At 71.5% G+C, this 20,253-nt stretch carries 19 protein-coding genes and 2 tRNA genes; 16 read left to right on the top strand and 5 right to left on the bottom strand.

Annotation, left to right across the window (positions count from 1 at the left end):
* The first annotated feature begins 68 nt into the window (after nt 1–68).
* The 4 genes from ACFVDP_RS26715 to ACFVDP_RS26700 all read left to right on the top strand — a co-directional run bounded on the left by ACFVDP_RS26715 (nt 69) and on the right by ACFVDP_RS26700 (nt 3,860).
* Complete coding sequence (locus tag ACFVDP_RS26715; protein WP_383494541.1) at nt 69–560, top strand: hypothetical protein; 492 nt, start codon at nt 69–71, stop codon at nt 558–560.
* Between the two features lie 180 nt (nt 561–740).
* Nucleotides 741–2,027, top strand: a complete 1,287-nt coding sequence (locus ACFVDP_RS26710) for a glutamate-5-semialdehyde dehydrogenase (protein ID WP_383494538.1) — start codon at nt 741–743, stop codon at nt 2,025–2,027.
* A 77-nt stretch (nt 2,028–2,104) separates the two neighbouring features.
* A complete protein-coding gene (locus tag ACFVDP_RS26705) occupies nt 2,105–2,692 on the top strand; it encodes a hypothetical protein (RefSeq protein ID WP_383494535.1) in 588 nt (195 codons plus the stop codon).
* 88 nt (nt 2,693–2,780) lie between these two features.
* Nucleotides 2,781–3,860, top strand: coding sequence for a hypothetical protein (locus ACFVDP_RS26700; protein WP_383494531.1), 1,080 nt, complete (start codon nt 2,781–2,783; stop codon nt 3,858–3,860).
* A 21-nt stretch (nt 3,861–3,881) separates the two neighbouring features.
* On the opposite strand, the gene ACFVDP_RS26695 is transcribed toward ACFVDP_RS26700, so the two are convergent.
* A complete protein-coding gene (locus ACFVDP_RS26695; RefSeq protein WP_383494528.1) occupies nt 3,882–4,997 on the bottom strand; it encodes a M48 family metallopeptidase in 1,116 nt (371 codons plus the stop codon).
* Between the two features lie 99 nt (nt 4,998–5,096).
* Between ACFVDP_RS26695 and ACFVDP_RS26690 the strand changes: the two genes are divergently transcribed.
* From ACFVDP_RS26690 to ACFVDP_RS26660, 7 genes are all read left to right on the top strand, one after another.
* Complete coding sequence (locus tag ACFVDP_RS26690) at nt 5,097–5,225, top strand: hypothetical protein (RefSeq protein ID WP_351444222.1); 129 nt, start codon at nt 5,097–5,099, stop codon at nt 5,223–5,225.
* 146 nt (nt 5,226–5,371) lie between these two features.
* Complete coding sequence (locus ACFVDP_RS26685; RefSeq protein WP_383494524.1) at nt 5,372–5,536, top strand: hypothetical protein; 165 nt, start codon at nt 5,372–5,374, stop codon at nt 5,534–5,536.
* Nucleotides 5,537–5,580: 44 nt separating this feature from the next.
* The gene (nadD, locus tag ACFVDP_RS26680) at nt 5,581–6,243 is read left to right on the top strand and encodes a nicotinate-nucleotide adenylyltransferase (RefSeq protein WP_383494521.1); all 663 of its coding nucleotides are present in this window, start codon (nt 5,581–5,583) and stop codon (nt 6,241–6,243) included.
* A gap of 25 nt (nt 6,244–6,268) precedes the next feature.
* Entirely contained in the window at nt 6,269–7,999 is a 1,731-nt protein-coding gene (locus ACFVDP_RS26675) for an LCP family protein (RefSeq protein ID WP_383494518.1), read from the top strand.
* 160 nt (nt 8,000–8,159) lie between these two features.
* Complete coding sequence (gene rsfS, locus ACFVDP_RS26670; protein WP_383494515.1) at nt 8,160–8,618, top strand: ribosome silencing factor; 459 nt, start codon at nt 8,160–8,162, stop codon at nt 8,616–8,618.
* Nucleotides 8,615–9,262 (top strand): histidine phosphatase family protein, encoded by a 648-nt coding sequence (locus ACFVDP_RS26665; protein WP_383494513.1) that lies wholly within the window; start codon nt 8,615–8,617, stop codon nt 9,260–9,262. The genes rsfS and ACFVDP_RS26665 overlap by 4 nt, the downstream gene beginning before the upstream one ends.
* A gap of 142 nt (nt 9,263–9,404) precedes the next feature.
* A tRNA-Ala gene (locus ACFVDP_RS26660) sits at nt 9,405–9,477 on the top strand.
* Nucleotides 9,478–9,497: 20 nt separating this feature from the next.
* On the opposite strand, the gene ACFVDP_RS26655 is transcribed toward ACFVDP_RS26660, so the two are convergent.
* Nucleotides 9,498–10,400: a helix-turn-helix transcriptional regulator gene (locus ACFVDP_RS26655; protein WP_383494510.1), complete on the bottom strand. Its 903-nt coding sequence runs from the start codon at nt 10,398–10,400 to the stop codon at nt 9,498–9,500.
* A gap of 105 nt (nt 10,401–10,505) precedes the next feature.
* Between ACFVDP_RS26655 and ACFVDP_RS26650 the strand changes: the two genes are divergently transcribed.
* The 3 genes from ACFVDP_RS26650 to ACFVDP_RS26640 all read left to right on the top strand — a co-directional run bounded on the left by ACFVDP_RS26650 (nt 10,506) and on the right by ACFVDP_RS26640 (nt 12,535).
* The gene (locus ACFVDP_RS26650) at nt 10,506–11,972 is read left to right on the top strand and encodes an MFS transporter (RefSeq protein ID WP_383494507.1); all 1,467 of its coding nucleotides are present in this window, start codon (nt 10,506–10,508) and stop codon (nt 11,970–11,972) included.
* Nucleotides 11,973–12,060: 88 nt separating this feature from the next.
* Complete coding sequence (locus ACFVDP_RS26645; RefSeq protein ID WP_383494504.1) at nt 12,061–12,291, top strand: hypothetical protein; 231 nt, start codon at nt 12,061–12,063, stop codon at nt 12,289–12,291.
* A 10-nt stretch (nt 12,292–12,301) separates the two neighbouring features.
* Nucleotides 12,302–12,535, top strand: coding sequence for a hypothetical protein (locus ACFVDP_RS26640; RefSeq protein ID WP_383494501.1), 234 nt, complete (start codon nt 12,302–12,304; stop codon nt 12,533–12,535).
* Here the strand turns inward: ACFVDP_RS26640 and ACFVDP_RS26635 are convergent.
* Entirely contained in the window at nt 12,504–13,694 is a 1,191-nt protein-coding gene (locus ACFVDP_RS26635; protein WP_383494498.1) for a glycosyltransferase 87 family protein, read from the bottom strand. The two genes, ACFVDP_RS26640 and ACFVDP_RS26635, sit on opposite strands and share 32 nt — an antisense overlap.
* Nucleotides 13,695–13,852: 158 nt before the next feature.
* Between ACFVDP_RS26635 and ACFVDP_RS26630 the strand changes: the two genes are divergently transcribed.
* Nucleotides 13,853–13,925 (top strand) — tRNA-Ala (locus ACFVDP_RS26630).
* A 53-nt stretch (nt 13,926–13,978) separates the two neighbouring features.
* On the opposite strand, the gene ACFVDP_RS26625 is transcribed toward ACFVDP_RS26630, so the two are convergent.
* Complete coding sequence (locus ACFVDP_RS26625; RefSeq protein ID WP_383494495.1) at nt 13,979–15,553, bottom strand: NADH-ubiquinone oxidoreductase-F iron-sulfur binding region domain-containing protein; 1,575 nt, start codon at nt 15,551–15,553, stop codon at nt 13,979–13,981.
* Entirely contained in the window at nt 15,550–16,884 is a 1,335-nt protein-coding gene (locus tag ACFVDP_RS26620; RefSeq protein ID WP_383494492.1) for a cytochrome b/b6 domain-containing protein, read from the bottom strand. The genes ACFVDP_RS26625 and ACFVDP_RS26620 overlap by 4 nt, the downstream gene beginning before the upstream one ends.
* A gap of 407 nt (nt 16,885–17,291) precedes the next feature.
* Here ACFVDP_RS26620 and leuS point away from each other — a divergent pair, with 407 nt between their 5' ends.
* A complete protein-coding gene (leuS, locus tag ACFVDP_RS26615) occupies nt 17,292–20,216 on the top strand; it encodes a leucine--tRNA ligase (RefSeq protein WP_383494489.1) in 2,925 nt (974 codons plus the stop codon).
* The last annotated feature ends 37 nt before the right edge of the window (nt 20,217–20,253 follow it).

Here is a 20,253-nt window from a genome sequence, read left to right as displayed (position 1 = left end):
TACATGCAGGGAGTTCAGCCGGAGTGGTTCCGCACGACCATCACGACCATTGCGCAAAGGAGGCCGTCGTGAGACGAGCGCGCCCGGGGGCCGTATCCAAGGGGTCCCGAGGGTCGGCGGAGCGAGCCCTGACGAGTGTGGCCGCGGGGGACGCGTACCAGGAGCGCACCGGTGAGACCGCCGACGCCACCGGGGGACCCGCGGGAGACGCCGAGGAAGGCCCCCGTCTGTGGCACATCACGCTCAGCGTCTCCGGCGCCGAGGCACCGCTGGCCGAAGTTCGCCGTGGCCTCGAACAGCTCGCCCACGACCATCCGTTCCTGCTGACCAGCCGCTACGCCGTGGACCACGCCGAGATCCGCTACTGGGAGGAGGCCCGCGACCTGCACGACGCCGCGGCCGTCGCCCTGCGCCTGTGGGGTGAGCACCGCCAGACGTCACAGCTGCCGCCGTGGGAGATCGTCGGCCTGGAGGTCATCGACCGCCAGACCTACCACCAACGCATCGCAGAGGGCTACGGCCCCCTCCCGGCGACCCCGGTGGGCGTGCACCCGTTCTAGCGCCCCGCAGGGGCGCGGGGCTGTATCGATATGCGGCTCCGCCGCGTGGGCGCGAGCAACCCCGACGAACGGTCATCCGGCGACGAAACAGAACCCCCCACCCACGAACCGTTTTCAGCCATGTCTCACCCCCCGAAACAAGCGCTGGACACCCCCCACACCCCCGTTACCCTGCGGAGCATGACGCCTTCGCTGAACCCGTACGACTCGATGACCCCGGTCACCCGGGCCGCCTACCGCGCCCGCGCCGCCGCGAACACCCTCGCCCCGCTGCCGCGCGCGGAGAAGGACGACGTCCTGGCCGCGATCGCCGACGCCCTCGAAGTCCGTACGGCCGAGATCATCGAGGCCAACGCCAAGGACATCGCCAAGGCCCGCGAGGCCGGCACCAGCGAAGCGATCATCGACCGGCTCACGCTCACCGCGGAGCGCGTCCGCGCCATCGCCTCCGACGTGCGCGACGTCATCGCGCTGCCCGACCCGGTCGGCGAGGTGGTGCGCGGCAGCACCCTGCCCAACGGCATCGACCTGCGCCAGGTCCGCGTCCCGCTCGGCGTCGTCGGCATCATCTACGAGGCCCGGCCCAATGTGACGGTCGACGCAGCCGCCCTCTGCCTCAAGTCCGGCAACGCCGTCCTGCTGCGCGGCAGCTCCTCCGCGTACGAGTCGAACACCGCGCTCGTGCGCGTCCTGCGCGACGCCGTCGGCGGCGCGGGACTGCCCGCCGACGCGATCCAGCTGGTGCCCGGCGAGTCCCGCGACTCGGTGACCGAGCTGATGCGCGCCCGCGGCCTCGTCGACGTCCTCATCCCGCGCGGCGGCGCCGCCCTCATCAAGAACGTCGTCGAGAACTCGATCGTGCCCGTCATCGAGACCGGCACCGGCAACTGCCACGTCTACGTCGACAAGGACACCGACATCGACATGGCGGTCGACATCCTCGTCAACTCCAAGGCCCAGCGGCCCTCCGTCTGCAACTCCGCCGAGACGCTCCTCGTCCACGCCGACGTCGCCGACACCTTCGTGCCGCGCGCCCTCGACGCCCTCGCCGACGCCGGTGTCACCGTCCACGCCGACGCCCGGATCCTCGCGTACGCGGAGCGGTCCAAGGCCACCGTCGTCGAGGCCACGCCCGAGGACTGGGAGACCGAGTACCTGAGCTACGACATCGCGGCCGCCGTCGTCGACGACCTCGACAGCGCCGTCGAGCACATCCGGCTGTGGTCCTCCGGGCACACCGAGGCCATCGTCACCACCTCGCAGGCGGCGGCCCGCCGCTTCACCCAGCTGGTCGACTCCACGACCGTCGCCGTGAACGCCTCGACCCGCTTCACCGACGGCGGCCAGTTCGGCTTCGGCGCCGAGATCGGCATCTCCACGCAGAAGCTGCACGCCCGCGGCCCCATGGGACTGCCGGAGCTGACGAGCACGAAGTACATCGTCACGGGCGACGGGCACACCCGTTAATCACCGGGTCGTGCGGTTCGTGCGGTGAATTTCCTTACTGTCTGCCCAAATTGACCCCTCAGGTCTACTCTGGACGAGTGCCGGAGGACGTGGGGGGTACGCCGTTTCCCGACGGCTGGGAGCCCGACGACGACCACGACCGCGGGGGATCGGACGATGCGTTCGCCTCCGTGGTCTTCGACGAGGACTTCGTGCAGGCGGCGAAGGTCCATGAGCCCACCGCGGTCGAGCGTCTGCTCGCCGCGGCGCAGGCCCGTGCCGAGGCCCAGGAGGCCGAGGCCCGCAGGGCGCGCATACGGCGTGGCCCCGACGACGACTTCTACGACGAGTCGGACCCCGAGGGGTTCGGCCCGGACGACGCATCCGACTTCGGCCGGGAGCTCGACGATCTGTACGACGACGAGCCCGACGGGACCGGACGCGGCGCCGCCCGCCCCGGCCGGATGCGCTGGCGCCGGCCCGTCGCCTGGGCGCTCGCCCTGCTGATGGGCGTCGGCATGGTCGCCCTCGCCTTCACCGCCGTCTACCGCGGCGCCTCCGCCGGCCGCCAGGACGACCGGGTGCCCCCGCCCGCGACGACGGAACTGGAGAAGAGCGTTCCGGGTCCGTCCGCCTCCGCCGACTACTCGCGGCCCGCGGTGTCGGCGGTTCCCCGTACGCCCTGAGCGGTCTGCGCCGCCCCGGTGGGCCGCTGTCAGAAGTTGTCGTGTACCAGGGCGTTTACCTGAGGCCCCAGGGACCTACCCTGAAGGTATGGGCGGGCCAGCAGACCCACCGGAGGGGACCCCGGAAGGCAGCCCCGGCGCCGGCGGTGGGAGCGAGGACGAATACCGATCCGTCGTGTTCGACGAGTCGTTCGTCCGGGCTGCCCGGCTCCAGGAGTTCTCCGCGCAGGAGCGGATAGCCGACCACGCCCCGGCCGTGCGCCGCACGCCCGCGCTGCGCCGCGGACTGACCCGGCAGGCCGTCATCCTCGTCGTCATGATCGTGCTCGCCTTCGGCACCGCGATCTACATGGGCGTCCGCAGCCCCTACCGCACGACCCAGGCCGTCCGGCACGTCGAGCCGCTGCGGATGACCGTCATCCCGCTCTCCCCGGCCGGCAAGGTGCCCGGCGCCGCCTCGGCCGCCGAACTGTACAAGCACAGTCCCGCCGCCCGGTTCCACATCGCCGCCGACGGCATCGCGCTGCCCACCTCGACGAAGCGCACCGCGCATTTCTCCGACAGCCAGGTCGTCGCCGCGCTGACCACGTCCAAGGACTATCTCGTCGACTCCTCGCTCGACCCGGACGTGCTCACCGGCTCCACCCTGCGGCCGGTGCGCCGGCTCGTCGACCCGCAGCAGCTCGACCAGTTCGACCAGAGCTTCGACCACCCGGCCGCCGACGGCCGGCACGCGGCCACCGGCTGGCTGGTCCGCTTCGACCCGGCCGTGGCCGCGCTCGCCGACCCCCGGATCCGGGTGACCGGCACCCTGCACGTCGCCGAGACGGACGCCGACACCCTGGAAGTGACCTCGGACCACACGTTCGTGTACGCGCTGCGGCCCGTCGACCGGCCGGGCGCCGACGCGTCCCTGTTCACCGTCCGCCGCGAGCTGCACTTCCGCTACGACCGCGACGACCTGCGCGACCACCAGGCCGAGGTCCTCGTGTCCTACGTGCAGGCCGGGCCGCTGTCCTGCTCCGTCGACCCGGCCACGCACCTGCACCCGCTGCTCGCCGGGGAGCGGGCCACGAAGGACGGTCCGGCGGGCACCGACCCGTACGCCACGGGCAGCGCGACCGCGCTGTGCGGCGCGCTCGCGCCCAGTGCCCAGCCGTCCGTCTAGCGGCCTGCTCCTGCGGGCTCCCTAGCTCTCGTCGTCGCGGGTGCCGTGGTTGCCGTTGTTGCCCCCGCCGCCCTTGCCCCCGTCGCCTTCGCCGCTCGGACCGCCGCCGAAGTTCCCGAAGCCGCGCCGCACCCGGCCGCCCAGGTCGCCCGCGCCGCCCGCGATGTCGCTGACCAGCTTCATCAGCGGGTCCTTCGAGTTTTTCACGTGCGTCGAGTAGTGCGCGGCCGACTCGCGGAAGGAGTCGCCCACCGAGGTGTCCTTGTCCTCGGTGCGGCGCGGGTAGTGGCCGTCCATCAGCCGCTGGTAGTCGCGGCTCTCCGCCCACTTCTTCAGCTCGGCGGCGCGCACCGTGGTGAATGGGTGCGAGCGCGGCAGCACGTTCAGGATCTTCAGGACGGAGTCGCGCAGGTCGCCCCCGGCCTCGTACTCCTCGGCCTGCTTGAGGAACGCGTCCACGTTCATCTCGTGCAGGTGGTTGCCGCCCGCGATCTTCATCAGGCCGCGCATCGAGGAGTTGAGGTCCTGGCCGACCAGCAACCCGGCCCGGTCCGCGGAGAGTTCGGACTTGCGGAACCACTCGCGCAGCGCCGTCACGATCGCCATGATCGCGAGGTTGCCCAGCGGGATCCACGCGACGCGCAGCGCCAGCGTCGTCAGGAACAGCAGTATCGTCCGGTAGACCGCGTGCCCGGACAGCGCGTGGCCGACCTCGTGGCCGACGACCGCCCGCATCTCCTCCTCGTCGAGCAGCTCCACGAGACCGGTCGTGACGACGATGATCGGCTCGTCGAGGCCGATGCACATCGCGTTCGGCTGCGGGTCCTGATTGACGTACATCGGCGGGACCTTCTCCAGGTCCAGGATGTAACAGGCGTCCCGCAGCATCGAGTTGAGGTGCGCGAACTGGTCGTCGGAGACCCGCACCGAGTCCGACAGGAACAGCAGCCGCAGGCTGCGCTCGGGCAGCAGGCCGCTCAGCGCCTTGAAGACCGTGTCGAACCCGGTGAGCTTGCGCAGCGCCACCAGCGCCGAGCGGTCCGCGGGGTGCTCGTACGCCCGCGAGGAGATCCCGGGAAAGCGCCTGCGCTGCCTGCTGGGTACATGATCATGCTGCTCGTTCGGTACGTCGGGCATGCGGCCCCCCATGTCTGTCGTCCGGTCGTGCCCCCGAGATGGGCACCACACTAGGCGGAGATACCGTGACAGGTCAGCAGACAGAAGGAGCGAACCGTCATGGATCACATCATCGCCGCGTCCGACCAGGGCGCCGGCAACCTGTTGCGCATCGTGCTCGTCGTCGGTGTGCTCGGGGCCGTCTTCCTGGCCTGGTTCCTGCTGCGCGGCTACAAGCGCGACGACTGACGGCGGCCGGCAGCGACCGGCGGCTACCCGACCAGGCGTATGCGCAGGCCCGTACGGCAGAGTCGGCGTGAGCGCCGGGAGGGCCCCCGCTTACGATGGGTCGGAAATCTCTGTCCCGATCCCACACCGGATAGGTCCTGCTGAAGATGAGCCTCCACGCCTCCGCTGCCCAGCTGGCCACTCTCGCCTCCGAGGGCGGCGAGCACGGCGGCAACCACCCGAGCCTCAGCCCCTACGTGACGGGCGGCGCCGCCTTCATCATCCTGCTCCTGCTGCTGTGGATCGTCACTCGCTTCAACCGCGACCGCTGATCCCGGGGCGGACCATCCGGATCGGGCCAGTAGGCTCTGCACGCATGGGAGCGCAGGACATGCCTACCGGCCCGGTCAACAGCCCGACCGGCGGCCCGGATCACGAGTGGGCCTCACCGGCCAAGAGACGCCTCGGCGTCATGGGCGGAACGTTTGACCCGATCCACCACGGACACCTGGTGGCGGCCAGTGAGGTCGCCTCGCAGTTCCACCTCGACGAGGTGGTGTTCGTGCCGACCGGGCAGCCCTGGCAGAAGAGCGACAAGAAGGTCTCGCCCGCCGAGGACCGCTATCTGATGACGGTCATCGCGACCGCCGAGAATCCGCAGTTCTCGGTCAGCCGCATCGACATCGACCGCGGCGGGGCCACCTACACCACGGACACGCTGCGCGATCTGCGCGCGCTGAATCCGGACACAGACCTCTTTTTCATCACGGGCGCCGACGCCCTGGGTCAGATCCTCACCTGGCGTTACACCGAAGAGCTCTTCTCCCTGGCACACTTCATCGGCGTGACCAGGCCGGGTCACCCGCTCGCGGACCCCGGCCTGCCGGAGGGCGGTGTCTCGCTCGTCGAGGTGCCCGCCCTCGCGATCTCGTCCACGGACTGTCGTGACCGAGTCGCCAAGGGCGACCCCGTCTGGTACCTGGTGCCGGACGGTGTGGTGCGCTACATCGACAAACGCCAGCTGTACCGAGGCGAATGACCCTGCACCGCCGAGAGGGGCATCGGTGAACGACCGATACGACGGTTACGACCAGCAGAATTACGAGCTGGTCGGCTATGACGAATTCGGCCAGCCGGTTTACCGGCAGGCGCCGTCGTACGAGCAGCACGCGAACAACTCCCCCACCTCGGGCAACCCCGGTGACGCGGCGTACGGCTACGGATACGACCCGTACGCGACCGGGCAGCAGCAGCCGGTGCTGCCGCAGTCGTACGACCCCTACGGCGGGGCGCAGCAGGGGAGTTCGGGCGGCTACGACCCTTATGGCCCGGCCGCCGGGAGCGGGCAGCAGCCGCGCGTCGGGTACCACCCCGAGCAGCAACAGCAACAGCAACACCAACAGCAGCAGGCCCAGGCCACCGCGTACATCCCGCAGCAGGCGCCGCCCGCCCCGCAGCAGCAGCCGCGGCCCGCTGCGCCGCCGGAGCCGCAGCAGCAGGCTCGGCCCCGGCAGCAGGACGAGTCGGAGCCGCGCGACTACCGCACCGAGCAGTTCGAGTTCGTCGAGGAGCCGGACGAGAACTCCGAAGACGTCATCGACTGGCTGAAGTTCACCGAGTCACGCACCGAGCGGCGCGAGGAGGCCCGGCGCCGCGGCCGCAACCGGATCGTCGCGCTCGTCGTCGTCCTCGCCCTGTGCCTGGCCGGCGGCATCGGCTACCTCTGGTCCGCGGGCAAGCTGCCGTTCCTGTCCGACGACGCCGCCAAGGCCGGCGGCGCGGCCGCCGCCGGACCGCAGAACCGTGACGTCATCGTCGTCCACCTGCACAACACCAAGGGCGGCGGCACCTCCACGGCGCTGCTGGTGAACAACACCACCACCAAGCAGGGCACGACCGTGCTGCTGCCCAACACCCTCGGCGTGACCGACGAGGAGGGCAGCTCGACCACGCTCGCCAAGTCCGTCGACGCCGACGGCTCGTCCGGCACCAGCGACTCGATCGACACCCTGCTCGGCACCGACATCGAGGGCACCTGGCGGCTCGACACCCCCTTCCTCAGCAACCTCGTCGAACTCGTCGGCAACATCGACATCGACACCGACACCGATGTCCCGGACCCGGCCAAGAAGGGCACCGTCCTCGTCCACAAGGGCAAGGAGCAGACGCTGAGCGGCGCGCCGGCCGTGGCCTACGCCACCTACCGGGCCAAGGGCGAGGCCGAGACCGCGCAGCTCATGCGGTTCGGCCAGGTCATGCAGGGCATCCTGCGCAAGATCTCCTCGGACCCGCAGGCCGCGACGACCACCGTGCAGACCCTCACCCAGATCATCGAGCCGCCGCTCACCGAGAAGGACCTCGGCGCCTTCCTCGCCAAGCTCGCCGACCACGCCAAGGAGGGCGACTACAAGACCGCCCTGCTCCCGGTCCAGCAGGACGGCAGCCTCTCCAAGGCGGCCGCGGACTCCGTGGTCAAGGACGTCCTCGGCGGCACCGTGAAGGCCCCCTCGTCGGGGGACTCGCTGCGCGTCTCCGTCGAGAACGCCACCGGGGTCAAGGCCCGCACCGAGCTGGCCCGCGTGGCCCTGGTCAACGGCGGCTACACCTACGTCTCCGGCGGCACGGACACCGCGGCGGCCGCCTCCTCGGTCACGTACGCGGACGCGGACAGCAAGCAGGACGCGGTGGAGGTCGCCAAGACCCTGAACCTGCCGACCTCGGCGGTGAAGAAGGGCGAGACCACGGCGAACGCGGACGTGTCCGTCGTCCTCGGTCAGAACTACACCGGCAAGTGACACCGGCGCCGGCGCCCCCGCACGGGGGGTGCCGGCAATGCCGTGAGGGTGTCCGGCGGTCCGTGAGACCCTTGGGGGTATCCCCGTAAGGCCCGGTGAGGGACAGTCCGGGGGAATCCCGGGGGAATCCGCCCCGAGACCGCCGACCGAAAGCCTTGTAGTGACCGCCACTGACCGTTCCATCGAGCTCATCAACGTCGCCGCACAGGCGGCCGCCGACAAGCTCGCGCACGACATCATCGCCTACGACGTCAGCGACGTGCTGTCCATCACGGACGCCTTCCTGCTGGCCTCGGCGCCCAACGACCGCCAGGTCAAGTCCATCGTGGACGAGATCGAGGAGCGCCTGAGCAAGGACCTCGGCGTCAAGCCGGTCCGCCGCGAGGGCGACCGCGACGCCCGCTGGATCCTCCTCGACTACGTCGACATCGTCGTCCACGTCCAGCACAGCGAGGAGCGTGTCTTCTACGCCCTGGAGCGGCTGTGGAAGGACTGCCCCGAGCTGGACCTGCCCGAGGAGGCCAAGGCCACCCGCGGCAAGGGCGCCGAGCACATCCAGCGCCAGGAGGCGGCGGCCGAGGCCGAGGACATCCGGGACCTCGGTGGTGAGGTCCTTTGACCGCTGCTCCGCGCGGCCGCCGGGTCATCCTGTGGCGGCACGGCCAGACCTCCTGGAACCTGGAGCGCCGCTTCCAGGGCACCACGGACATCGAGCTGACCGAGACCGGCGTCGGGCAGGCCAGGCGTGCCGCCCGGCTGCTCGCGTCCCTGAAGCCGGACGCGATCGTCGCCTCCGACCTCCAGCGGGCGGCGGCCACCGCCGGTGAGCTGGTCCGGCTGACCGGTCTCGACCTCACGTACGACGAGGGTCTGCGCGAGACGTACGCCGGCACGTGGCAGGGCCTCACGCACGACGAGATCCAGGCGCAGTACGGCGAGCAGTACGCCGCGTGGAAGCGCGGCGAGTCCGTGCGGCGCGGCGGCGGCGAGCTGGAGACCGAGGTCGCCGACCGGGCCGCGCCCGTGGTGCTGCGTCACGCGGACAAACTGCCGGACGGCGGTCTGCTCGTCGTGGTCAGCCACGGCGGCACCATCCGCACCACCATCGGTCGCCTCCTGGGCCTGGAGTCCCACCACTGGGAGGGGCTCGGCGGTCTGTCGAACTGCTGCTGGTCGGTGCTCGGCGAGGGCGCGCGCGGCTGGCGCCTGCTCGAGCACAACGCGGGCACCCTGCCGGAGCCGGTCCTCGGCGACGACGACTGACGACGGCTGAGGCCCCCGCGAGGCACGTTCGTGGCCGGTCCCCGGGGCACGGGGGCCGGATTTCACTTTCTGGCAGGTCGCAGGCTAAAGTTCTTCTTGTTCGGGCCGCCGGGGAAACCGGCGGGAAACCGAATGGAAGCAAGGGGCTATAGCTCAGTTGGTAGAGCGCCTGCATGGCATGCAGGAGGTCAGGAGTTCAATTCTCCTTAGCTCCACATAAAGAAATCCCGTCCCGTCAGGGGCGGGATTTCTCGTTGTCCGGCTCGTTGTCCCGTTCGGTGTCCAGATAGGCGCGGGTGGCGTCGTCCGCGGGCGAGTACACGACGATCCGGCACTCCGGCATCCCGTCGATCGACAGGGACGTCGACGTCATCCGCAGCTCGCCCGGCGCCCGGTCGCACCGGAACGTCTTCACACGGGGCCCCGGCGGCACGACGTCGCCGCTCTCCCACAGCCCGGCGAAGTAGGGGCTGGCCGCCGCCAGCTCGCCGATGAAGCCCTCCCAGGCGGGCTCGCCCACATGGCGTCCGTAGCCGGAGCGCAGGGTCGCCACCATCACCGGCAGCTCCGCCTCCCGGTTCACCAGCGGACAGGTCCCCTCGGGGGCGAGGAAGAGCGTCCGCAGCGCATTGGCGATCCGGGGCGGCGGGGTGGGGACGACGATGAACAGCGCCCGGTAGGCGGCATTGGTCGCCAGCAGGTCGAACCGGCCGTTGTAGACCACCGCGGGCATCGGGTACACCGAGTCGAGGATGCCCTGCACCTGGGGGCTCACCGACTGCCCGGGGTCCTCGTGCGCGGACGCGAACGGGACGTCCGCCAGGTGGTACAGGTGCTCGCGCTCCGGCCGGTCGAGCCGCAGGGTGCGCGCGACCGCGTCCAGGACCTGCGGCGAGGCGTTGATCGGGCGGCCCTGCTCCAGCCACGTGTACCAGGTGACGCCGACGCCGGAGAGCTGGGCTACCTCCTCGCGGCGCAGGCCCGGGGTGCGCCGGCGCGGGCCCGCCGGCATGCCCATGTCCTCGGGGGTGACTCTGGCGCGGCGACCGCGCAGGAAGGCGCCCAGCTCCGGCCTGCGGCGGTCCGGCGACCTGCCCGTGGTCCGCTCCGTCGTGGTCATCGTCGTCACATCCCCCATCGTCCGTCCCCGGTACCGGACCCCGGAAGGCACGAACCGGGTGGTGCCGGTACCAGCATCAGTGGGCTCTCGGTACCCGTGTCCGATCGCCGTCACGCTCCAGGCATGACGACAACCGTCCCGGAAAGTCCCCGATCCCCAACTCCCGGATCCAGTAAAGCGCCTGGCACCGACAACGGCCCCGCGACCGGTCGTGGACGGCTGCTCGCGGTGGTGCTGGCCGCGCAGTTCATGGCGGTCCTCGACGTGTTCATCGTGAACGTCGCCGCCCCCACGATCCGCACCGAGCTCGACGCGTCCGGCGCCGCGCTGCAACTGATCGTCGCCGGGTACACCATCACGTACGCCGTCCTGCTCATCACCGGCGCCCGGCTCGGCGACCTGTTCGGGCACCGGCGGGCCGTGCTCGGCGGGCTCGCCCTGTTCACCGCGGCCTCGCTCGCCTGCGGCCTCGCGCAGAGCGGCGGTCAGCTGATCGCCTTCCGCATGGTGCAGGGAGCCGGTGCCGCCCTGCTGGTGCCGCAGGTGCTCAGCCTCGTCCAGCGGCACTTCGCCGGCGAGGCCCGCACCAGGGCGCTCGGCCTGTACGCGGCGGTCCTCGCGGTGGGCGCCGCCGCCGGGCAGGTGCTCGGCGGGCTGCTGGTCGGCGCCGATCTGTTCGGCACCGGCTGGCGCGCGGCGTTCCTGGTGAACGTGCCGGTCGGCGCCGCCCTGCTGGTCCTCGGCCGGGGCGCGCTGCCCGCCGACGCCGACCGCGGCGCGGGCCGCCGCCTCGACCTCGTGGGGCTCGTGCTGCTCGGCGGCTCGGTGTCGCTGCTGACCGTGCCGCTGGTGCTCGGCCAGGAGGCGGACTGGCCACTGTGGTCCTGGCTCTGCCTGGCGTCCTGTGCCGTGCTCTTCGCCCTGTTCCGCGGCTACGAGTCCGCGCTCGCCCGGCGCGGCGGGGCGCCGCTGATCGCGCCGCGGGTGCTGCGGCTGCCCGGCATCCGCCCGGCCGCCTTCCAGGTGCTCGCCGTGATGGCCGTGAACGCCGGCTATCTCTTCGCGCTCACTCTGCACATCCAGAGCGGCCTCGGCTACGGCCCGCTGCGCGCCGGGCTGACCGTCGCCCCCACCGCGGTCGCGTTCGGCGCCGTGGGGCTGACCTGGCGGCGCTGGCCGGCGCGGTGGCAACGCGCCCTGATCCCGGCCGGGTTCGGGCTCGCGGCGGCCGGAGCACTCGGCACCGGGCTCGCCCTGCACGGCGGGGGCGACGGCGGAGCCGGGCTGTATCTCGCCTTCGTGGTGATCGGCGCGGGCCTCGCGCTCGCCTTCAGCCCGACGCTCACGGGGGCTCTCGCGACGGTGCGGCCCGAGGACGCGGCCGACGCCAGCGGACTGCTCACCACCGTGACCCAGCTCGGCATGCTGATCGGTGTAGCCGGGTTCGGGACACTTTTCCTCGGCCGCGTTGAGACAGAGCGGCCCCTCGGCGCGTACAGCTCTTCGGACGCGCTCCTGATCTGCGCCTATGCGCTGGCCGCGGTGGCGGGTGCGGGTGCCGTGTCCGGACTGGTACGCAGGCGTCGCTGACCGTATTGCTCCGGCCGTGGCAGAATCGGACGGCCGGGAGGGGGCTGCGTCCGACCGATGAAGACGGCCCGACGGGAGGGAGTGCGCGATGCCCGCGAGCATCAACGAGGAGGCCGACCGCCTCCTTGGCGTGACCGCGACGCCCGCCGAGCCCCTGTTCCCGTCCGCGGCCGAGCCCCCTGCCCGGGAGGTCGCCTCGCGCGGCACCCGGGTGCTTCTCAACTGTCCGTCCTGCGGTTCCTCCCATGTCGCCCAGATGCTGGGTGACAACGGCGGGGTCTCGTACGTGTGCACGGCCTGCGGCCACAGCTGGAGCTGAGCAGATCGACATGGGGTCTCACAGGAGGAAGTGCGACTGGTGCGGCAGGGGTACGCCCATCGTGCGCGACATGGAACCCCTCAACCCCGAGTACCAGTACTGGTGCGAGGAGTGCGCGCGGGCGCTGATCATAAAAGGCGACCCGATCGAGACCTACCGGGAGTTGGAGGGCGAGCCGATCTACGGCCGCCTGCTGGACGAGCACTGCACCCTCAAGCGGTTCTACTCGTTCGCCACAGCCTGACCCCCGCGGACGCCAGGAAGGCGCAGCTCACTCCTACGTAGAGCGCGGACAGAACCAACTGGACACCGTTCTGGTGCAGTTCGGGCCGGTCCCCGCCGTGCGGCACCCACCACAGGGCGTAACTGCAGAACAGCACCCCCAGGACGGCCGCGGTACGGCGCCGGCCCGCCTCCCACACGACAAGGACCAGCGGCACGCACCACACCCAGTGGTGCGACCAGGACACCGGACTGACCAGCAGCGCCGTCGTCGCGCACACCACCACGGCGAGCGCCCGCCGTCCGCGCAGCGCCGCCGCGACCGCCACCGCGAGGCCCGCGGCACCCGCCGCGGCCGCCACCAGGACCCACCACAGGCCCGGGTCGTCGGTGTGCAGCAGTCGCGCCAGTACGCCGCGCAGCGACTGGTTCGCGGTCTCCTCGGCGTGCCCGACCCGGCTGGCCTCGAAGACCGTACGGGTCCAGAAGCGGCGTGAGTCGTGGGGCAGGACCACGGCCGTCAGCGCCGTGACCCCGGCGAACGTGCCGGCCGCCACGCACGCCGCCCGCAGCCACGGCCGCCACGCGCCACGGGTGACCGCCAGAGCGAGGCCCGTGCAGAGCAGGAACACCGCGAACAGCGCCGGGGTCAGCTTGATCGCCGCGGCCACCCCGATGCCCACCCCCGCCCACCGGTGCCCGGGGCGCCGGGTCAGGTCCCCCAGGACCAGCACCGCGAGCAGCAGGTTGACCTGGCCGTAGCGCAGGGTCGTCCACACCGGCTCGCACCACACGGCGCCCGCCGCCACCCACAACGAGTGCTCCACGCGCGCGTGCCGTCGTACGAGCAGCAGGGAGAGATGGACGAACGCGACGAGCAGGCCGAGGTTCAGGGCTGTCGCCGCGGCGCGCAGGGACGCGAGGTCCAGCAGGGTCAGCGGGGTGAACAGCAGTGCGGCGAACGGCGGGTAGGTGGTCGGCAGTCCGGCCGGGGTCGCTCTGAGCGCGTACAGGTCGCCGCCCGCCCGTACGGTCGCGCCCTCCGCCCGGTAGACGAGCAGGTCGATCATGGAGACGTGAGCCGCGCGCTGGGCGATCCAGAAGCTCACGAAGGAGAGCAGACAGACTCCCAGGGATACGGAGACACGGCGGTGGGTACGGGGCAGGACGAGCGCGGTCACGGGACGCACCGTAGTGGCCGCATAAGGATCTTTTCCCAACAAGGTGGGGCAGATGGGAAACGATTTGGTGGTGCACCCAGGGGACCGTGTAATGTTGGCGTCGCCGCCGGGGAAACCGACAGGGACGACCTGAAGGACACCACGGCAGTACATCGCAAGGGGCTATAGCTCAGTTGGTAGAGCGCCTGCATGGCATGCAGGAGGTCAGGAGTTCAATTCTCCTTAGCTCCACAGGAATTGAAAGCGGGCCATCCGATTCGGATGGCCCGCTTTCGTGTGTCCGGCTACCTGCGCGCGCGGCTGCGGCCCGGTGGCAGTGCGGGTGGCAGGGCCGGGCGTGGCGGGAGCGCCGCGGGGTCTCCCTCGATGCGCAGGGCGAGGGCCGGGCAGCGGCGTACGGCCCGCACCGCGTTCGCCTCCGAGTAGCGCGGCACCGCCGCCTCCGCGACCGAGGGGAAGCCGTCGGGGCCCAGCTGGATCAGCTCCGGCACGATGTCCGCGCACAGGCCGTGGCCCTGGCACAGCGTCCAGTCGACGGCGAGCCGCTTGCCGCTGGGCGCCGCGCTGGCCGGTGCCTCGGTGTGCAGCGGCAGCACTCCGCGCACCGGCCGGCCGCACCCGGCGCCCAGGACGTGCGCGGCGAGGTCGTCGGTGAACGCCGAGATCGTCGACTCGATGAACGCCGCCGACCCGTCGGGGTGCTTGCAGGCGCCCCGGCGCTTCACCGCGCGGGTCACCTCCCGCAGCGCCTCCAGGGCGGTCGGGCCGCCGCCGTTCAGGACGTCCTCCAGGCCGCGCGCCGCCGCGGGGAGCCCGAGATAGCAGGGACCGCACTGGCCCGCGCTCTCCGCCGCCAGCCACTGCGCGACCTTCAGGGACTCGCCGAGCGGGCAGGTGTCCGGGCCGATCGGCAGGATCGCGCCCGCGCCCAGAGCGCCGCCACAGGCCTCCAGGGAGGCCCGCGAGACGATCGCGTCCTGCGCCCCGACACCATCCAGCCACCTGCCGTGATAGCCGCCCGTGAGCACGCCCTGGGGGAGCGGGGGAGCGCCGGCCAGCTGAAGGACGTAGCGCAGCGGGACGCCGGAGGGGACCTCCAGGACCATGGGGCGGGAGACCGCGCCGGAGAGCGTGAGCAGGACCGTGCCGGGCTCGTCGTGCAGACCGGTGCGGCAGTAGCGCTCGGGGCCCGTGCGGGCGGCGATGGCGAGCTGCGCGAAGGTCTCCGCGTTCGACAGGAGCGTGGGGGCGCCGCCCACCCCGGAGTCGGAGGCGCGGACCTTGCGGCCCGGCGGCATCGGCGGGCCGCCGTCCGCCGAGCGGATCAGCGCCGAGGACTCCCCGGTCACCATGCGCACCGGATTGCGCTGCACGCGCGCGCGGAGCGGGGCGTTTCGCCGGTTGCCCAGGCCGCGCTCGGCGAAGGCCGCCTGCATCGAGGCCTCGGTGGAGTCGCGGGTCACACCCACGACGAGGGTGCGCGCGCCCAGCGCCTCGGCGACCAGCAGCGCGCCGTCGAGGATCAGGTGCGGCGCCCGGTTGAGCAGCACGGTGTCCTTGCGGCAGGCCGGCTCGTCCTCGCTGCCGTTGACGACGACCACGGGGCGCACCCCGCGCCGGATCGCCGACTCGGCGACCGCGCGCAGCTTCTTGGCGAAGGGGAAGCCCGCGCCGCCCCGGCCGCGCAGCGACACCGCCTGGGCCAGTTGCGCGAGCTGCTCGCCCGCCAGGGGCTCCAGCGGGCCGTGCACCTTCAGATGCATGTCGAGATCGAGCCGCTCCACCAGGTCGAACCCGGCGGTGAGCTGGGGAAGCCCGACGACGCGCACTTCCGGGACGTCGGGCAGTGCCGTGTTCACTGCGGTCCTCCGTAGGGCGTGGACCAGGGCTCACCGGAGGACGGCGGCTGGAAGGGGTCCGGGGGCGGTGCGGCGGGTGCGCCGCTGCCGGTGGTGTTCTGAGCGGGGTTGCCGTAGGCCCCGTAGGCGGCGTCGTTCCCGTACGCGCTTCCATAGGTGGCCTCGTACTGAGGCACGCCTCCATAAGGCGTGTCGTACGCGGGGTCGTACGCCGACGGCGGGGCCTCGGCCGGTGGCGGCGGGGAGGGCGCGGGCCAGCGCTGGGTGGCGGCCGGTTCGACGCTGCTCAGGGGGGCCGTCAGGGGGTCCATGGCCTCCATGTCCTTCAGGGGCTCCCTGGAGGGCGGCGGTTCCGTGGGCGCCGGGTAGGGCGTCGCCTGTACGTAGGGGATCGACTCGGTGACCGCCTCCGCGTGCGGGGCGGCGGCGGACACGGCGCGGTAGGCGGCCGCGAACCCGGCGTCGGACGGCGCGGGGCGCGCCGGGACCTCGTACCCCGACAGGGGGCGCTCGGCCGCGAAACCGTCCGGGCGCGGGGCACGGGCGACCTGGTCGGCCAGGCTCTCGCGGCCCGTACCGTCGGCGCGCCCGCCTCGGGCGCCGCGCAACCCGCGTGAGCCGCGCACCGCGCGGGCGTCACGGTCGAGGAGCGTGAGGATGCGGGCCGCCACCTTCGCCTTCACGGGCCTCGGCGCCGCGCGCAGGGCCACGGCGCCGGCGACCGCGAGCAGGCACAGGCAGTACAGGACGATCACGTACGTCTTCGGGGGCCTGCCCGCGTACAGGCCGTGCATCAGGGCGAAGCACCAGGCCGGATAGGCGAGCATGTGGGTCGCGCGCCAGCGGGCGGCGAGCCGGGCCGGGGAGGCCATCGAGCTGCGCAGCGCGCCGGTGATGCCGGTGGTCACCATCAGGAGCCCGGCGAGCACGCCCAGGCCGATCAGCCCGCTGCTGCCGGTGACGCCCGTGCCGAAGGGGATGAGCGCCCCGATGAGCGTCACGTGCGCGAGCGCCAGCTTCACGCTGACGTGCAGCAGCAGGAAACCCAGCGAGGCGACCGCCGTGGCCCGGTGGACGGCCTGGGACAGCAGCCGCTGCCGGGAGGTGAGGAACAGGCGGTCCGAGGCCACCAGGCCCCAGACGACGGACGCCGAGAGCGAGACCAGGGACAGCACCCCTGTGGTGAAGTCGAGCGCCGCTCTGAAGGCGTCGCTCCCTGTGACCACGATCAAGGGGCCGAGCAGGAGCACCGCCGCGCTGAACACCCCCGTGGTCGCGCGGCGGCTTTTACCGGTGGTGCGTGAACTCCTGCTCGTACGAGGGGAGTTCACTATGTGAGGGGTTCGAGGGTTCATGGGGGCGACTCCGAAAGGTTCGGCACAGTGGACCCACAGCCCGCACTCTAGGTCGCCGCATACCAGCCAGTACGAGGTTTGAGTTATCTCGCCGTTATCTAGAGGAAGCCTGGTATTTGTGATGCCCCGATAGAGGGTGGTACGCGGAGTAACCCCGCGTGTCCGGTGGGGCGCGGGGAAGTCCGTCGCGGCCCGATCGGGGGCTGCGGTACCCTGACGCCATGCGTGCCGTACGCCTTCTGCTTAGTGAGCCGCGCTGATCAGTCCCGACCCGCCCCTGGCGTGAGGTCGGCATCGGCGCGGCGTCCCCTCCTGTGCGAGGGGCTTTTTCATTTCTTGAGCACTGGCCGCCGGCAGAGACGATCGATGGAGCTTTGAGGATCATGAGCGAGACGAATACCGCCGCTGCTTCCGAGGCGGCGGTCGCGCCGCACCGCTACACGGCGGCCATGGCCGCCGACATCGAGGCACGCTGGCAGGACTTCTGGGACGAGAACGGCACCTACGAGGCGCCGAACCCGAGCGGTGACCTGGCCGGGGACACCGACGAGGCCAGAGCGGTCGCCGCCCGCCCGAAGAAGTTCATCATGGACATGTTCCCGTACCCCTCGGGTGCGGGCCTGCACGTCGGCCACCCGCTGGGCTACATCGCCACGGACGTCTTCGCGCGCTTCCAGCGCATGAACGGCCACAACGTGCTGCACACCCTGGGCTTCGACGCGTTCGGCCTGCCGGCCGAGCAGTACGCCGTGCAGACGGGCACCCACCCGCGCACGTCGACCGAGGCCAACATGGCGAACATGAAGGCGCAGCTGCGCGGCCTGGGCCTGGGCCACGACAAGCGCCGGTCGTTCGCCACGATCGACCCGGAGTACTACAAGTGGACGCAGTGGATCTTCCTGCAGATCTTCAACTCCTGGTACGACGACGAGCTGGACAAGGCCCGTCCGATCGCCGAGCTGGTCAAGCAGTTCGAGACCGGTGAGCGCGCCGTCCCCGGCGGCGGTTCCTGGAGCGCGCTGAGCGAGGCCGAGCGGGCCGACATCCTGGGCGAGTACCGCCTGGCGTACGCCTCCGACGCGCCCGTGAACTGGGCGCCGGGCCTGGGCACCGTCCTGGCCAACGAGGAGGTCACCGCCGACGGCCGCTCCGAGCGCGGCAACTTCCCCGTCTTCAAGGCCAAGCTGCGCCAGTGGAACATGCGCATCACCGCCTACGCGGACCGCCTGATCGACGACCTGGACGGCCTGGACTGGCCCGAGGCGATCAAGCTGCAGCAGCGCAACTGGATCGGCCGCTCCGAGGGCGCCCGGATCGACTTCGGCTTCGACGCGGGCTCTGCTTGTAGCGATGACGTCATCACCGTCTTCTCGACCCGCCAGGACACCCTGTTCGGCGCCACCTACATGGTGCTGGCACCCGAGCACGACCTGGTCGAGAAGATCACCCCGGCCGCCTGGCCCGAGGGCACCCACGACGTGTGGACCGGCGGCCACGCGACGCCCGCCGAGGCCGTCGCCGCCTACCGCAAGCAGGCCGCCTCGAAGTCGGACGTCGAGCGTCAGGCCGAGGCCAAGGACAAGACCGGCGTCTTCACCGGCGCGTACGCGATCAACCCGGTCAGCGGCGAGCAGGTCCCGGTCTTCATCGCCGACTACGTGCTGATGGGCTACGGCACCGGCGCGATCATGGCCGTGCCCGCGCACGACGCCCGCGACTTCGCGTTCGCGCGCGCCTTCGAGCTGCCGATGCGCTGCGTCGTCCAGCCCTCCGACGAGCGCGGCACCGACACGACGACGTGGGACGACGCCTTCGTCGCGTACGAGGCGAAGCTGGTCAACTCCTCGAACGACGAGGTCGCGCTGGACGGCCTGGGCGTCGCCGACGCCAAGGCCCGGATGACCGAGTGGCTGGCCCGCAAGGGCATCGGCCACGGCACGGTCAACTTCCGGCTGCGCGACTGGCTGTTCAGCCGGCAGCGCTACTGGGGCGAGCCCTTCCCGATCGTCTACGACGAGGACGGCATCGCCCACCCGCTGCCCGAGTCGATGCTGCCGCTGGAGCTGCCGGAGGTCGACGACTACACCCCGCGCACCTTCGACCCGGACGACGCCGACACCGAGCCCGAGACGCCGCTGTCGCGCAACGAGGACTGGGTCAACGTCACCCTGGACCTGGGCGACGGCCGCGGCCCGCGCCCGTTCCGCCGCGAGACCAACACCATGCCCAACTGGGCGGGTTCGTGCTGGTACGAGCTGCGCTACCTGGACCCGCACAACAGCGAGAAGCTGGTCGACCCGGCCGTCGAGCAGTACTGGATGGGCCCCCGCGAGGGCCAGCCCACCGGCGGTGTCGACCTGTACGTGGGCGGCGCCGAGCACGCCGTGCTGCACCTGCTGTACGCCCGTTTCTGGTCGAAGGTGCTGTTCGACCTGGGCCACGTCTCGTCGGCCGAGCCGTTCCACAAGCTGTTCAACCAGGGCATGATCCAGGCCTACGTCTACCGGGACGCGCGCGGTATCGCCGTACCCGCCGCCGAGGTGGAGGAGCGCGACGGCGCGTACTTCTACCAGGGCGAGAAGGTCTCCCGGCTGCTGGGCAAGATGGGCAAGTCCCTGAAGAACGCCGTCACGCCGGACGAGATCTGCGAGGAGTACGGCGCGGACACGCTGCGCCTGTACGAGATGGCGATGGGCCCGCTGGACGTGTCGCGGCCGTGGGACACGCGCGCGGTCGTCGGCCAGTTCCGGCTGCTGCAGCGCCTGTGGCGCAACGTCGTCGACGAGGAGACCGGCGAGATCACCGTCGCCGACGTCGCCGAGGCGGACATCGACGAGGCCGCGCTGCGCGCCCTGCACAAGGCGATCGACGGGGTGCGCGGCGACCTGGCGGGCATGCGGTTCAACACCGCCATCGCCAAGGTCACCGAGCTGAACAACCACCTGGTCAAGTCGTACGCGGGCGGTGCGCTGCCGCGCTCGGTCGCCGAGCGCCTGGTGCTGCTGATCGCGCCGCTGGCCCCGCACGTCGCCGAGGAGCTGTGGCGCAAGCTGGGCCACACCGACTCGGTCGTCCACCAGGACTTCCCCGTCGCCGACCCGGCCTACGTGGTCGACGAGGCCGTCACCTGCGTCGTCCAGATCAAGGGCAAGGTCAAGGCGCGTCTGGAGGTCTCCCCGTCGATCTCCGACGAGGAGCTGGAGAAGATCGCCCTGGCGGACGAGAAGGTCGTCGCGGCGCTGGACGGCGCCGGTATCCGCAAGGTGATCGTGCGGGCGCCGAAGCTGGTGAACATCGTGCCCGCGTGACGTGAACGGGGTGCCCGCCGAAGGCACTCAGGGTTGT

The organism is Streptomyces sp. NPDC057694 (genome assembly GCF_042799415.1).
Classification (GTDB): Bacteria; Actinomycetota; Actinomycetes; order Streptomycetales; family Streptomycetaceae; genus Streptomyces.
The sequence above is the reverse complement of the archived record's forward strand: the minus strand, read 5'-3'. Positions and strand labels throughout refer to the sequence as shown.

Coding starts and splice junctions, on each gene's coding strand:
- ACFVDP_RS26650 (WP_383494507.1), top strand. CDS start 10,506: ATGACGACAACCGTCCCGGAAAGTCCCCGATCCCCAACTCCCGGATCC.
- ACFVDP_RS26655 (WP_383494510.1), bottom strand. CDS start 10,400: ATGGGGGATGTGACGACGATGACCACGACGGAGCGGACCACGGGCAGG.
- ACFVDP_RS26700 (WP_383494531.1), top strand. CDS start 2,781: ATGGGCGGGCCAGCAGACCCACCGGAGGGGACCCCGGAAGGCAGCCCC.
- ACFVDP_RS26645 (WP_383494504.1), top strand. CDS start 12,061: ATGCCCGCGAGCATCAACGAGGAGGCCGACCGCCTCCTTGGCGTGACC.
- nadD (WP_383494521.1), top strand. CDS start 5,581: ATGGGAGCGCAGGACATGCCTACCGGCCCGGTCAACAGCCCGACCGGC.
- ACFVDP_RS26690 (WP_351444222.1), top strand. CDS start 5,097: ATGGATCACATCATCGCCGCGTCCGACCAGGGCGCCGGCAACCTGTTG.
- ACFVDP_RS26695 (WP_383494528.1), bottom strand. CDS start 4,997: ATGCCCGACGTACCGAACGAGCAGCATGATCATGTACCCAGCAGGCAG.
- ACFVDP_RS26710 (WP_383494538.1), top strand. CDS start 741: ATGACGCCTTCGCTGAACCCGTACGACTCGATGACCCCGGTCACCCGG.
- leuS (WP_383494489.1), top strand. CDS start 17,292: ATGAGCGAGACGAATACCGCCGCTGCTTCCGAGGCGGCGGTCGCGCCG.
- ACFVDP_RS26640 (WP_383494501.1), top strand. CDS start 12,302: ATGGGGTCTCACAGGAGGAAGTGCGACTGGTGCGGCAGGGGTACGCCC.
- ACFVDP_RS26685 (WP_383494524.1), top strand. CDS start 5,372: ATGAGCCTCCACGCCTCCGCTGCCCAGCTGGCCACTCTCGCCTCCGAG.